Here is a 13,352-nt window from a genome sequence, read left to right on the forward strand (position 1 = left end):
ATGACCACCTGCGCCCGTCGGCTGCTCATCGGCCTGCTGCTGATGAATCTGGCGGGCTGCGCCAGCTGGTGGGGCGGCAGCTACCAGGACCCCGGCGTGCACCTGGTGCGGGTCGAGACAGTAAAGGCGCGGCTGATGCAGCAGGAGTTCATCCTGCACTTTCGCATCGACAATCCCAACGACAGCACCCTGCAGGTGCGCAACCTGCATTACGCGGTGTACCTGGCCGACCTGTTGCTGGTCGAAGGCGACCACGGCCAGTGGTTTCGGGTGGACGCGCACAGTCGGCGCACCATCCAGGTACCGGTGCGTACCAACCTGTGGCGCCAGCTCAAGCCCATCGCCAAGCTGCTCAAGCGCCCCGATCAGGCCATCCCCTATCGCCTGGAGGGTGAGCTGAGCACCGGATTATTCTTTGCCCACGACCTGCACTTGTTGCGCAAGGGTGAGATAATTCCCGCCGATCTCATTCCGGAGTAACCCTCGATGACCCAGCAACCCCACGTTCATGGCCCCGACTGCAATCACGATCATGACCATCACGCGCATGATCATGACCACGGCCATGTGCATGGCCCGCACTGCAACCATGCCCCTCAGGAACCTGCGCGCAATGCCCTGAAGGACGTTGGCCGCAACGACCCTTGCCCATGCGGCAACGGCAAGAAGTTCAAGAAGTGCCACGGGGCCTGATGCCTCCCCTGTGGGAGCGGGCCTGACCCGCTCCCACACACGTTGCGCCTCGACATCAAGCACAGTTCCAGCAGACGACCATCAAACGGAGCGTGACCATGATCGACCTGTATTACTGGACCACCCCCAACGGCCACAAGATCACCCTGTTTCTCGAAGAGACCGGCCTGCCCTACACCCTTCACCCGATCAACATCGGCAAGGGCGAGCAATTTGCCGAAGACTTTCTGAAAATCGCCCCCAACAACCGCATCCCGGCCATCGTCGACCACGACACCGCCGACGGCCAGCCGCTGTCGCTGTTCGAGTCCGGGGCCATCCTGCTCTACCTCGCCGAAAAAAACCGGGCAGTTCATTCCCAAGGACCTGCGCGGCCGCCAGGAGGCCCTGCAATGGCTGTTCTGGCAAATGGGCGGCCTGGGCCCGATGGCCGGGCAGAACCACCACTTCAACCGCTTCGCCCCCGAGAAGATCCCCTACGCCATCAAGCGCTACGTGGACGAAACCGCGCGCCTGTACGGGGTACTGAACAAGCGCCTGGCCGACCGACCATTCGTCGCCGGCAACGACTACAGCATCGCCGACATGGCGATCTACCCGTGGATCGTTTCGCACACCTGGCAGCAGCAGAACCTGGACGACTTCCCGGCCCTCAAAGGCTGGTTCCAGCGCATCCAGGCACGCCCCGCCACACAGCGCGCCTACGCCCTGGTCGAGCAGATCAACCCGCCGCCAGCCTGAACCACGACAAGGCCGCGCGGTACTTTGAAAATAAAGCCCGCGCCCCCGCTTGCATGGCGTGATCGCGCTCACTAACGTAGCGCCTTTTAGCGCCATCCCCTGCAGGAGCCTTGCCCATGGCCTCGCCAGCCCTTTCCCCCGTTCTACCCCGGTTCGGCGTCGCCGCGACCCTGCTCGGGCTGCTCAGCCTGGGCGGTTGCCAACTGGGCAACCATCAGGACAGCGTCATCCCCACCAGCGGCGTGCAACCGCTCAAGGGGCTGGCACAGAACGTCTCGGTGCGGCGCAACGCCCTGGGCATGCCGCTGATCGAGAGCAGCAGCTTCCACGATGCGCTGTTCACCCTGGGCTATGTGCACGCCGGCGATCGCATCGGGCAGATGGTCGGCATGCGTCTGCTGGCCCAGGGGCGCCTGGCCGAGATGGCCGGCCCGGATGCGCTGGAGGTCGACCGCTTCATGCGCGCGGTCAACCTGAAAAAGAACGCCAGCGACCTCTACGCCGACGCCTCGCCGCGCCTCAAGCGCTTCTTCGAGGTGTACGCACGCGGGGTCAACGCCTACCTGTTCCGCTACCGCGACCGCCTGCCGGCCCCGTTGGCCCAGAGCGGCTACCGCCCCGAGTACTGGAAGCCTGAAGATTCGGCGCTGATCTTCAGCCTGTACAGCTTCAGCCAGTCGGTGAACCTGCAGGAAGAAATCGCCGCACTGACCCTGGCGCAGAAAGTCGGTGCCGACACACTGCCGTGGCTGCTGCCCAGCTACCCGGACGAACCGCTGGCCATGGCCGAAGCCGACAAGCTCAAGGGTTTGAACCCGGGCAGCCAGCTGCCGGGCCTGGCCACACTGAACAAGGTCAGCGAGCAACTGGCCGCGCTCAACCTGCTGGGCACCCCGGCGTCGAGCAACTGGGCCATCGCCCCGCAGCGCAGCCGCAGCGGCCGCAGCCTGCTGGCCAGCGACAGCCAGGGCGCCTGGGCCTTGAGCCCGGTGCAGGTACGTACCACCAAATACCAGGCCGCCGGCTTCAGCCTGGCCGGCCTGCCGTTCGTGCTGTCCGGCTTCAACGGCAAGCTGGCCTGGAGCAGCAGCGCGGCAATGGGCGACAACCAGGACCTGTACCTGGAAAAACTCAAGCGCGAAGGCAACCGCGTGCTCTATGAAGTCGACGGCCGCTGGCAGCCGGTGCAGGCGCGCAACGAGACCTACTTCGTCAAGGGCCAGCGCCCGCAACGCGAAACCCTGTACGAAACCCGCCACGGCGCCCTGCTGACCGGCACCCAGGGCAGCCTCGGCCTGGCCCTGAAGATGCCCGAACTCAAGGGCGACAAGAGCCTTGATGCGTTCTTCGACCTGTCGCGGGCACAGAGCGTCGAACGTGCCTTCGACGCCAGCCGCGAAATCGGCGCCGCCGCGCTGAACCTGGTGTTCGCCGACGCCGCCAACGTGGGCTGGCAGGTTACCGGCCGCTACCCCAACCGCCGCGAAGGCCAGGGCCTGCTGCCCTCCCCAGGTGCCGACGGGCGCTATGACTGGGATGGCTACGCCGACGCCATGCTCCACCCCTACGACCAGGACCCGCCGCAAGGCTGGCTGGGCAATGCCAACCAGCGCAGCATTCCCAAGGGCTATGGCCTGCAACTGTCCAACAGCTGGTACTACCCCGAGCGTGCCGAACGCCTGGCGCAGCTGGCCGGCAACGGCAAGCACGACAGCCGCAGCCTGATCGCCATGCAGTACGACCAGACCACCCTGTTCGCCGCCAAGCTCAAGGCCATGTTCGAAGCACCCGGCATGGCCCAGCCGCTCAAGCAGGCCATCGACGCCCTGCCCGCCGAGCAGAAGGCCCGCGCCCGCGAGGCCTACACCCGGCTGATGGCGTTCGACGGGCGCCTGAGCCCGCAATCGGCGGATGCCGCGGTGTACGAGCTGTTCCTGCAGCAAAGCGCCCGGCAGATCTTCCTCGATGAACTGGGGCCCGAAACCAGCCCGAGCTGGCAAGCCTTCGTCGCCAATGCGCGGCTGTCGTACTCGGCCCAGGCCGATCACCTGCTGGGCCGCGACGACAGCCCGTTCTGGGACGACCGCAACAGCCCGGGCAAGCAGGACAAGCCGACGATCCTGGCCCGCAGCCTGGCCGCGGCCATCAGCGCCGGCGAAGCGCAGATGGGCACCGACCGCCGGGCCTGGCAATGGGGCAAGCTGCACCAGTACCACTGGCCCGTCAGCGCACCCTATGGCCTGGGCGACACGCTCAAGCGCGGCCCGCTGGCCACCGGCGGCGACCACACCACACTCAACGCCTCGGCCTATGCCTGGGGCCAGGACTTCAATGCCCGCCTGATGCCGTCGATGCGCATGGTAGTCGACTTCGGCCTGGCCGAGCCGTTGCAGGGGGTGAGCAGCAGCGGGCAGTCGGGCAACCCGGCCAGCGCGCATTTCGCCGACGGCCTGGATGCCTGGTTCAAGGGCAGCTACGTGACCTTCCCGATGCAGCCGCAGAACTTCGAACGCGCCTACGGCAGCAAGCGCCTGACCCTGGTGCCCGGCAAGTAACCCCTTCGGCTCGCCGTCGCCCTGGCGGCGAGCCCCCTTCTCACCCCGCGCTGATCCATATCAAAGTGCCACCCTCGTCCATCGGCTATAACCGGGTTTGTCTGATGACCCTATAAAAACGATTGCGGATACGTGCCTACAGGACCACCTGCGGCCGCATCCAAAGGACGATTGCGATGGCTTCTCTTGTATCGCGTCTGGCCATGCTTGGCTCGACGCTGCTGTTTGCGTACCCCGCCTCTGCCAGTGAGCCGCCCCCGGCAACGGCAGTCGAACGCGGCGCCTACATTGCCCGTCTGGGCGACTGCGTGGCCTGCCACACTGCCAAGGGCGGCGAGTTGATGGCCGGCGGCCTCGAACTGACCACGCCGATGGGCACCATCTACTCCAGCAACATCACCCCCGACAAGGTCACCGGCATCGGCCGCTATACCTTCGAGCAGTTCGACCGTGCCATGCGCGAAGGGGTGAACGCGGCCGGCACCAACCTGTACCCGGCCATGCCCTACCCCTCCTACGCGAAAATGACCGAAGGCGACATGCGCGACCTGTACGCCTACCTGATGGAGGACGTGAAGCCGGTCAACCAGCCCAACCTGGAAGCGGACATGAAGTTTCCGTTCAGCCAGCGCTGGGGCCTGTCGCTGTGGAACCTGGTGTTTCTCGACAAGCAGCCCTTCGTGGCCGACCCGGCCCGCAGCGACGAGCTCAACCGCGGCGCCTACCTGGTACAGGGCCTGGGCCACTGCGGCGCCTGCCATACCCCGCGCGGCGTGGCCTTCCAGGAAAAGGCCATGGACGACGCCGGCAGCGCCGGCCAGCACTTCCTGGCCGGCGAGACCGTGGAGCACTGGCGCGCCCTGAGCCTGCGCAACCTGTGGACGGTGGAAGACACCGTGCAGTTGCTCAAGACCGGGCAGAACCGCTTTGCCACGGTGTCGGGCAACATGGCCGAGGTGATCTCCCACAGTACCCAGCACTTCACCGACGCCGACCTCACCGCCATCGCGCGCTACCTCAAGTCGTTGCCACCGGGCAAGGACGACCTGCCGATGCCGATGGTGGAACGAACCCCTGCCCCAGCGCCGGACAACCTGTTCACCAGCCGCGGCGGGCTGGGCTACACGCAGTTCTGCAGCGACTGCCACCGCCCGGACGGCGCCGGCGTGGCGGGCATGTTCCCGCCACTGGCGCACAACCCCAGCGTGGCCTCGGCCAACCCGACCTCGCTGCTGCACATCACCCTGACCGGCTGGCAGACCGCCGAAACCGTCGCCCACCCACGGGTGTACACCATGCCCGGGTTCTCGCGCCTGACCGACACCGAGATCGCCGAGATCCTCACGTTCGTGCGCAGCAGCTGGGGCAACGACGGCTCGGCGATCAGCGCAGCGCAGGTGGCCAAGCTGCGCCAGCAGCTCAAGCCCCAGGACCGCGACGCCTCGACCTTCGAGACCCCGCGCCTGGCCGACCTGCTGGCGGCCAGCAATGCCGATCAGGTGGTGCGCGGCATGCGCCTGCACCTGCAGACCCGTGACCTGCTGCCCGACAACGTCGGCAACGCGCTCAACTGCACCAGTTGCCACCTGAACGCCGGCACCGTGGCCGACGGTTCGCCGTTCGTCGGGGTATCGGCCTTCTTCCCCGGCTATGCGCCACGGGCGGGCAAGGTGATCACCCTGGAGGAGCGCATCAACGGCTGCTTCCGGCGCTCGATGAGCGGCTCGCCGCTGCCACCGCAAGGGTCCGACATGCAGGCGATGGTGGCGTACTTCGAGTGGATGAAGAACAACACCAAGCCCGAGGACAAGGTGCCAGGGCGCGGCGTAGGCAAGGTCGACCCGTCGATCAAGCCCGACCTGGACAACGGCAAGCAGGTGTATGCCCAGCAGTGCGCGGTGTGCCATGGCAACGACGGCGAAGGCCTGACCCGTGCCGACGGCACCTGGATCTTCCCGCCGCTGTGGGGCGAGCAGTCGTTCAACATCGGTGCCGGCATGGCGCGCACCTACACCGCGGCCGCCTTCGTCAAACGCAACATGCCGATCGGCATGCACGAGAAGTTCCCGCTCGGCCAGGGCGGCCTGTCCGACCAGGACGCGGTGGACGTGGCGGCCTGGTTCTCCAGCCAACCACGCCCGGACTTCCCCGACAAGGTCAAGGACTGGCCCAACGGCGGGCGCCCGGTAGACGCGCGCTACTGAAGCAGCCCCCCTGCAGCGTCGCCGGCAGCACGCCGGCGACGCTTTCGGATCGAACTTCACCGGCCCGGCCGCGCTCCTAGGTTAAACCCCCAGCGCAGCGGCCTTGGCATGGACCTGGTGATTGCACGACCCGAAGGATTGTATTGCCCACCCGGGGATTTCTACATCGACCCGTGGCGCCCCGTTGAACGTGCGGTGATCACCCACGGCCATGGCGACCACGCCCGCAACGGCAACCGCCACTACCTCACCGCCAGCCCCGGCGCGGGCATCCTGCGCAGCCGCCTGGGCGCCGACATCAACCTGCAGACCCTCGACTACGGCCAGCGCCTGGACCACGGCGGGGTGGCCCTGAGCTTGCACCCGGCCGGCCATGTGCTGGGCTCGGCCCAGGTGCGCCTGGAGTATCGCGGCGAGGTGTGGGTGGCGTCCGGCGACTACAAGGTCGAACCCGATGGCACCTGCGCACCGTTCGAACCGGTGCGCTGCCACACCTTCATCACCGAGTCGACCTTCGGCCTGCCGATCTACCGCTGGGAGCCCCAGCAGCAGATCTTCGACCAGATCAATGCGTGGTGGCGCGAGAACATCACACTGGGCAAGGCCAGCGTGCTGTTCTGCTATTCGTTCGGCAAGGCGCAGCGCATCCTGCATGGCCTGGACCCGAGCCTGGGGCCGATCCTGGTGCATGGCGCGGTCGAGCCGCTGAACCGGGTATACCGCGAAGCGGGTGTCGCCCTGCCCGCCACGCTGCATGCCAGCGAGATGGACAAGCACGACCCACGCATGCGCCAGGCGCTGATCCTGGCCCCGCCCTCGGCGGCCGGCAGCAGCTGGATGCGCCGCTTCGGCGACTACAGCGACGCCTTCGCCAGCGGCTGGATGCGCCTGCGCGGCACCCGGCGCCGGCGCGGGGTGGACCGCGGCTTCGTGCTCTCCGACCACGCCGACTGGCCCGGCCTGCTATGGGCCATCGAACAGACCGGGGCGCAGCGGGTGATGGTGACCCACGGCTCGGTGGCCGTGCTGGTGCGCTACCTGTGCGAGCGCGGGCTGGATGCCCAGGCGTTCGTCACCGAATACGGTGACGAGGATGAAGGCGCCCCGACCGAGGCCAGCGCATGAAGGCCTTCGCCGAACTCTACGGCCAGCTCGACGCCACCACCTCGAGCAACGCCAAGCGCGATGCACTGGTGCGCTACTTCGCCAGCGCCAGCCCCGCAGACGCCGCCTGGGCGGTGTACTTCCTGGCCGGCGGGCGGCCGCGCCAGCTGGTACCCACACGGCTGCTGCGCGAGCTGGCAATCAGCCTGTCGGGTTTGCCCGACTGGTTGTTCGAGGAGAGCTACCAGGCCGTGGGCGACCTGGCCGAGACCTTTTCGCTGCTGCTGCCCGAAGCCGCCCACAGCAGCGACGCGGGCCTGGCCTACTGGGTCGAGGATTGCCTGCTGCCGCTGCGCGGACTGCCGCCCGAAACCCTGGCGCAGCGCCTGCCGCCCCTGTGGGCACAGCTCGACCGGCAGAGCCTGCTGGTGTGCCTGAAGCTGGTCACCGGCAGCTTTCGCGTCGGCGTGTCGAAGCTGCTGGTCACCCGCGCCCTGGCGCAACTGGCCGACATCGACAGCAAGCGCGTGGCTCAGCGCCTGGTGGGCTACACCGACCTGTCGCACCGCCCCACGGCCCAGGGCTACCTCAAGCTGATCGCGGCCGAGTCCGAAGACGAACATGCCCAGCGCGGCGGCCAGCCGTACCCGTTCTTTCTGGCCCATGCGCTGCAACAGCCGGTGGACCAGTTCGACGCCCTGCTCGGCCCGCCCCAGGCCTGGCAGGCGGAATGGAAGTGGGACGGCATCCGTGCGCAGGTGGTCAAACGCGAGGGCCAGTTGTGGGTGTGGTCACGCGGCGAGGAGCTGCTGACCGAGCGCTTCCCCGAACTGCAGGCGCTGGCCGCCGTGCTGCCCGATGGCTGCGTGGTGGACGGCGAGATCGTGGTGTGGCGCGACGGCGTGCAACCCTTCGCCCTGCTGCAGCAGCGCATCGGGCGCAAGACCCTGGGCAAGAAGATCCTGGCCGATGCGCCAGTGGTGCTGTTGGGCTACGACCTGCTCGAATGGCAGGGGGCCGACTGGCGCAGCCGCCCGCAGGCCGAGCGCCGGGCGCAGCTGGAGGCGCTGGTTCAGACCACTGCGCACCCGGCGCTGCGCCTGTCGCCGGTGCTGCAGGGCGACACCTGGGCCGAGCTTGCCGCCCAGCGCGAGGCATCGCGCAGCCTGGGGGTCGAGGGCCTGATGCTCAAGGCCCGCGACGCCCTGTACGGGGTGGGCCGCACCAAGGACATGGGGGTGTGGTGGAAGTGGAAAATCGACCCGTTCAGCGTGGACGCGGTGCTGATCTATGCCCAGCGCGGACATGGCCGGCGCGCCAGCCTGTACAGCGACTACACCTTTGCGGTGTGGGACGCCCCCGCCGGCAGCCCGCAGCGTAGCCTTGTGCCCTTTGCCAAGGCGTACTCGGGGCTCAGCGACGAAGAGATGCGCAAGGTTGATGCAATCATCCGCAAGACCACCGTGGAAACCTTCGGGCCGGTACGCAGCGTGACCCCGACGCTGGTGTTCGAACTCGGCTTCGAAGGCATCGCACTGTCCAAGCGCCACAAGAGCGGGATTGCGGTGCGCTTCCCGCGGATGCTGCGCTGGCGCCTGGACAAACCGGTGGACGAAGCAGACGACCTGGCCACGTTGCAGTCGCTGCTGGGGTAAGCGAAACGCAGCAATTGGGACTATGGTGCGGAAATTGCTGTGAGCTTGATGTCGAGCGGCCAGCGGTAACGCTGCGCAGCCACCCATCATTTGCGCTTGAAGGACCACACCATGAAAAAAGCTCTGCTGACGCTGTCTGCTCTGGCGCTGTGCCTGGCTGCGGGCAACACCCTGGCCAAGGACTACAAGGAACTGCGCTTCGGCGTCGATCCCTCCTACGCCCCTTTCGAGTCCAAGGCCGCCGACGGCAGCCTGGTGGGCTTCGATATCGACCTGGGCAACGCGATCTGCGCCGAGCTCAAGGTCAAGTGCAGGTGGGTCGAGAGCGACTTCGACGGCATGGTTCCGGGCCTCAAGGCCAACAAGTTCGACGGCGTGATCTCGTCCATGACGGTGACCCCGGCGCGGGAGAAGGTCATCGACTTCTCTGACGAGCTGTTCTCCGGGCCTACCGCACTGGTGTTCAAAAAAGGTGCAGGCATGAGCGCCGACCCGGCCTCGCTCAAGGGCAAGACCGTCGGCTATGAGCAGGGCACCATCCAGGAAGCCTATGCCAAGGCCGTGCTGGACAAGGCCGGGGTCAAGACCCAGGCCTACCAGAACCAGGACCAGGTGTATGCCGACCTGATTTCGGGACGCCTGGACGCCTCGATCCAGGACATGCTGCAGGCCGAACTGGGCTTTCTGAAATCGCCACAGGGCGCGGGCTACGAAGTGAGCCAACCGGTGGACAGCGAATTGCTGCCGTCGAAGACGGCGGTGGGCATTAAGAAAGGTAACAGCGAGCTGAAGGCCCTGCTGAACAAAGGTATCAAAGCGTTACACGATGATGGCACCTATGCCGACATCCAGAAGAAGCACTTTGGTGATCTGAACCTGTACAGCGGCAAGTAGGGCCGGCCTCTTCGCCGGCAAGGCCGGCTCCTACACGGGTTCACGGTGCGTGCAAGAGCTGACGCACCGCGTACCCAAGGTCCCACCCGCACAGGCTCGCCCCATGCTTGACGACCTCCTGCAACACCTGGGCCTTGGCGCCTTCAGCCTCAGGGGCTTCGGCCCGCTGCTGCTGCAAGGCACCTGGATGACCCTGCAACTGTCCTTCATGTCGCTGCTGGTCAGCGTCGGCCTGGGCCTGCTCGGCGCCAGCGCCAAGCTCTCCGCGCTGCCGCTGCTACGCATCCCCGCGCAGCTCTACACCACGCTGATCCGCGGGGTGCCCGACCTGGTGCTGATGCTGTTGATCTTCTACAGCCTGCAGACCGGGCTCACCAGCCTGACCGACGCCATGGAGTGGGACTACATCGAGATCAACCCCTTCGCTGCCGGGGTCATCACCCTGGGCTTCATCTACGGTGCCTATTTCACCGAGACCTTTCGCGGCGCGATCCTCGCGGTGCCGCGCGGCCAGGTCGAAGCGGCCACCGCCTATGGCCTCAAGCGCTTTCAGCGGTTTCGCTTCGTGGTGTTCCCGCAGATGATGCGCTTCGCCCTGCCGGGCATCGGCAACAACTGGATGGTGATGCTCAAGGCCACCGCGCTGGTGTCGATCATCGGCCTGGCCGACCTGGTCAAGGCCGCCCAGGATGCCGGCAAGAGCAGCTACCAGCTGTTCTACTTTCTGGTGGTGGCGGCCTTCATCTACCTGCTCATCACCAGCGCCTCGAACGTGGCCCTGCGCTGGCTCGAACGGCGCTACAACGTCGGCACCCGGGAGGCACTGCGATGATCGAGCTGCTGCAGGAATACTGGCGCGCGTTTCTCTATACCGACGGCACCCACATCACCGGGCTGGCGATGACGATGTGGCTGCTCAGCGCCTCGCTGCTGATCGGCTTCGTGGTGTCGATCCCGCTGTCGATCGCACGGGTGTCACGGCGCCTGTGGGTGCGCTGGCCAGTGCAGTTCTACACCTACCTGTTTCGCGGCACGCCGCTGTATATCCAGTTGCTGATCTGCTACACCGGCATCTACAGCCTGGAGGTGGTGCGCGGGCAACAGCTGCTCGACAGCTTCTTTCGCGACGCCATGAACTGCACCATCCTGGCCTTTGCCCTGAACACCTGCGCCTACACCACCGAGATCTTCGCCGGCGCCATCCGCAGCATGCACCACGGTGAAGTCGAAGCAGCCAGGGCCTACGGCCTGCGCGGCTGGAAACTTTATGCTTATATCATCATGCCGTCCGCGTTGCGCCGCTCGCTGCCGTACTACAGCAATGAGGTGATCCTGATGCTGCACTCGACCACCGTGGCCTTCACCGCCACCGTGCCGGACATCCTCAAGGTCGCCCGCGACGCCAACTCGGCCACCTTTCTGACCTTTCAGTCGTTCGGTACGGCCGCCATCATCTACCTGTGCGTGACCTTCGCACTGGTGGGCCTGTTCCGCCTGGCCGAACGACGCTGGCTGGCCTTCCTCGGCCCCGCACACTAGGACCGTTCATGCACCACAAGACCCACGACATCCTGGCCCCGGTGCCGGGGATTTGCCGCCAGATCCACAGCTTCCACTTCGGCCCGCGCGGTGCCGGCAAGGTCTATATCCAGGCTTCGCTGCATGCCGACGAGCTGCCCGGCATGCTGGTGGCCTGGCACCTCAAGCAACGCCTGGGCGAATTGCAGAGCCAGGGCCGCCTGCGCCACGAGATCGTGCTGGTGCCCATCGCCAACCCGGTGGGCCTGGAACAGGTGCTGATGGACGTGCCGCTGGGGCGTTTCGAGCTGCAGAGCGGCGAGAACTTCAACCGCCACTTCGTCGACCTGAGCGACACCATCGGTGACCAGATCGAGGCGCACCTGACCCAGGACCCGCGGCACAACGTCGAGCTGATTCGCGAGTGCATGCGCCGGGCGCTGGACGCGCAGCCCGCCGCCACCCCGCTGCAATCCCAGCGCCTGGTACTGCAACGCCTGGCCTGCGATGCCGACATGGTGCTGGACCTGCACTGCGACTTCGAGGCCGTCGCGCACCTGTACACCACCCCGGAAGCCTGGCCCCGGGTCGAGGCGCTGTCGCGCTATCTCGGGGCCCAGGCCAGCCTGCTGGCCACCGATTCGGGCGGGCAGTCGTTCGATGAGTGTTTCACCCTGGTGTGGTGGCAGCTGCAGCAACGCTTTGCCAAGCAGTTCCCCATCCCCCAGGGCAGCTTTTCGGTGACGGTGGAGCTGCGCGGTCAGGGCGATGTGAGCCACCCGCTGGCCAGCACCGACTGCGAGGCGATCCTGAACTACCTGACCCGTTTGGGTGCCATCGAAGGCGAGGCCGCCCCCTTGCCGCCCCTGCCCTACCCGGCCACGCCGCTGGCGGCGGTCGAACCGGTGGCCACGCCGCTGGGCGGCCTGCTGGTGTTTCATGTCACCCCGGGCCAGCCGGTGCAGGCCGGGCAACTGATCGCCGAGGTGATCGACCCGCTCAGCGACCGCGTGACCCCGGTACACAACCAGCAGGCCGGGCTGCTGTATGCCCGCTCGCTGCGACGCATGGCCACCGCTGGCATGGTGATTGCGCATGTGGCGGGCAACCAGCCGTACCGCAGCGGCTATCTGTTATCGCCATGAGGGGCCGTGCATGTACAAACTGACCATCGAAGGCCTGCACAAGCGCTACGGCGAGCACCATGTGCTCAAGGGCGTTTCACTGCAGGCCAGCACCGGCGACGTGATCAGCCTGATCGGCGCCAGTGGCTCGGGCAAGAGCACCTTTCTGCGCTGCATCAATTTTCTCGAACAGCCCGACGAGGGCAGCATGACCCTGGACGGCCAGCCGGTGCGCATGGTGCACGACCGCCACGGCCTGCGCGTGGCCGATGCCGACGAGCTGCAGCGTATCCGCACGCGCCTGGCCATGGTGTTCCAGCATTTCAACCTGTGGAGCCACCTGAGCGTGCTGGAGAACATCAGCATGGCGCCGCGCCGGGTGCAGGGGGTAAGCCGGCACGAGGCCGAGGAACGGGCACGTGCCTACCTGGACAAGGTAGGCCTGGCGCCCCGGGTGGCAGACCAGTACCCGGCGTTCCTGTCCGGTGGCCAGCAGCAGCGGGTGGCGATCGCGCGGGCGCTGGCAATGGAGCCGGAGGTGATGCTGTTCGACGAGCCGACTTCGGCGCTGGACCCGGAGCTGGTGGGGGAAGTGCTGCGGGTGATCCAGGGGCTGGCCGAGGAAGGCCGCACCATGATCATGGTGACCCACGAAATGAGCTTTGCACGGCAGGTATCGAGCCAGGTGCTGTTCCTGCATCAGGGGCTGGTGGAGGAACAGGGCGCACCGGCCGATGTGCTGGGCAACCCTAGGAGCGAGCGGCTGCGCCAGTTCCTGAGTGGCAACCTCAAATAACCCGACGATTGTCACCCGCTAAAACTAATGCCGGGCATTGATGGTCTGTGAAGACACACCCACTGCCC

General features: G+C 66.6%; 11 protein-coding genes and 1 pseudogene. All 12 read left to right on the forward strand.

The window, feature by feature from the left end; translation table 11 throughout:
• The 12 genes and pseudogenes from LOY33_RS19570 to LOY33_RS19625 all read left to right on the forward strand — a co-directional run bounded on the left by LOY33_RS19570 (window position 1) and on the right by LOY33_RS19625 (window position 13,284).
• Window positions 1-480, forward strand: a complete 480-nt coding sequence (locus LOY33_RS19570) for an LEA type 2 family protein (protein ID WP_043862632.1) — start codon at window positions 1-3, stop codon at window positions 478-480.
• 6 nt (window positions 481-486) lie between these two features.
• Entirely contained in the window at window positions 487-693 is a 207-nt protein-coding gene (locus LOY33_RS19575; protein WP_078480560.1) for an SEC-C metal-binding domain-containing protein, read from the forward strand.
• Window positions 694-791: 98 nt separating this feature from the next.
• Window positions 792-1,434: pseudogene (locus LOY33_RS19580) on the forward strand (glutathione binding-like protein).
• A gap of 116 nt (window positions 1,435-1,550) precedes the next feature.
• Window positions 1,551-3,989, forward strand: coding sequence for a penicillin acylase family protein (locus tag LOY33_RS19585; RefSeq protein WP_253086737.1), 2,439 nt, complete (start codon window positions 1,551-1,553; stop codon window positions 3,987-3,989).
• A 176-nt stretch (window positions 3,990-4,165) separates the two neighbouring features.
• Window positions 4,166-6,193 (forward strand): c-type cytochrome, encoded by a 2,028-nt coding sequence (locus LOY33_RS19590; RefSeq protein WP_258659783.1) that lies wholly within the window; start codon window positions 4,166-4,168, stop codon window positions 6,191-6,193.
• A gap of 108 nt (window positions 6,194-6,301) precedes the next feature.
• A complete protein-coding gene (locus LOY33_RS19595; RefSeq protein WP_078480563.1) occupies window positions 6,302-7,318 on the forward strand; it encodes a ligase-associated DNA damage response exonuclease in 1,017 nt (338 codons plus the stop codon).
• Window positions 7,315-8,952, forward strand: coding sequence for an ATP-dependent DNA ligase (locus LOY33_RS19600; protein WP_054914741.1), 1,638 nt, complete (start codon window positions 7,315-7,317; stop codon window positions 8,950-8,952). Before LOY33_RS19595 ends, LOY33_RS19600 begins: the two co-directional genes overlap by 4 nt.
• A 111-nt stretch (window positions 8,953-9,063) precedes the next feature.
• Window positions 9,064-9,846 carry a transporter substrate-binding domain-containing protein gene (locus LOY33_RS19605; protein WP_043861953.1) on the forward strand — a complete coding sequence of 261 codons (783 nt, stop codon included), beginning with the start codon at window positions 9,064-9,066 and terminating at the stop codon, window positions 9,844-9,846.
• Between the two features lie 103 nt (window positions 9,847-9,949).
• Window positions 9,950-10,678: an ABC transporter permease gene (locus LOY33_RS19610; RefSeq protein WP_043861954.1), complete on the forward strand. Its 729-nt coding sequence runs from the start codon at window positions 9,950-9,952 to the stop codon at window positions 10,676-10,678.
• Entirely contained in the window at window positions 10,675-11,385 is a 711-nt protein-coding gene (locus LOY33_RS19615) for an ABC transporter permease (protein ID WP_258659791.1), read from the forward strand. Before LOY33_RS19610 ends, LOY33_RS19615 begins: the two co-directional genes overlap by 4 nt.
• Window positions 11,386-11,393: 8 nt before the next feature.
• The gene (locus LOY33_RS19620) at window positions 11,394-12,509 is read left to right on the forward strand and encodes a succinylglutamate desuccinylase/aspartoacylase family protein (protein WP_258659793.1); all 1,116 of its coding nucleotides are present in this window, start codon (window positions 11,394-11,396) and stop codon (window positions 12,507-12,509) included.
• A 10-nt stretch (window positions 12,510-12,519) separates the two neighbouring features.
• Window positions 12,520-13,284 (forward strand): ABC transporter ATP-binding protein, encoded by a 765-nt coding sequence (locus tag LOY33_RS19625; protein ID WP_258659795.1) that lies wholly within the window; start codon window positions 12,520-12,522, stop codon window positions 13,282-13,284.
• The last annotated feature ends 68 nt before the right edge of the window (window positions 13,285-13,352 follow it).

This window comes from Pseudomonas sp. B21-036 (assembly GCF_024748925.1).
Taxonomy (GTDB): domain Bacteria; phylum Pseudomonadota; class Gammaproteobacteria; order Pseudomonadales; family Pseudomonadaceae; genus Aquipseudomonas; species Aquipseudomonas palmensis.

What these genes read in the sequence shown, in the direction of transcription:
- LOY33_RS19570 (WP_043862632.1), top strand. Translation starts at nt 1, where the DNA reads ATGACCACCTGCGCCCGTCGGCTGCTCATCGGCCTGCTGCTGATGAAT.
- LOY33_RS19575 (WP_078480560.1), top strand. Translation starts at nt 487, where the DNA reads ATGACCCAGCAACCCCACGTTCATGGCCCCGACTGCAATCACGATCAT.
- LOY33_RS19585 (WP_253086737.1), top strand. Translation starts at nt 1,551, where the DNA reads ATGGCCTCGCCAGCCCTTTCCCCCGTTCTACCCCGGTTCGGCGTCGCC.
- LOY33_RS19590 (WP_258659783.1), top strand. Translation starts at nt 4,166, where the DNA reads ATGGCTTCTCTTGTATCGCGTCTGGCCATGCTTGGCTCGACGCTGCTG.
- LOY33_RS19595 (WP_078480563.1), top strand. Translation starts at nt 6,302, where the DNA reads ATGGACCTGGTGATTGCACGACCCGAAGGATTGTATTGCCCACCCGGG.
- LOY33_RS19600 (WP_054914741.1), top strand. Translation starts at nt 7,315, where the DNA reads ATGAAGGCCTTCGCCGAACTCTACGGCCAGCTCGACGCCACCACCTCG.
- LOY33_RS19605 (WP_043861953.1), top strand. Translation starts at nt 9,064, where the DNA reads ATGAAAAAAGCTCTGCTGACGCTGTCTGCTCTGGCGCTGTGCCTGGCT.
- LOY33_RS19610 (WP_043861954.1), top strand. Translation starts at nt 9,950, where the DNA reads ATGCTTGACGACCTCCTGCAACACCTGGGCCTTGGCGCCTTCAGCCTC.
- LOY33_RS19615 (WP_258659791.1), top strand. Translation starts at nt 10,675, where the DNA reads ATGATCGAGCTGCTGCAGGAATACTGGCGCGCGTTTCTCTATACCGAC.
- LOY33_RS19620 (WP_258659793.1), top strand. Translation starts at nt 11,394, where the DNA reads ATGCACCACAAGACCCACGACATCCTGGCCCCGGTGCCGGGGATTTGC.
- LOY33_RS19625 (WP_258659795.1), top strand. Translation starts at nt 12,520, where the DNA reads ATGTACAAACTGACCATCGAAGGCCTGCACAAGCGCTACGGCGAGCAC.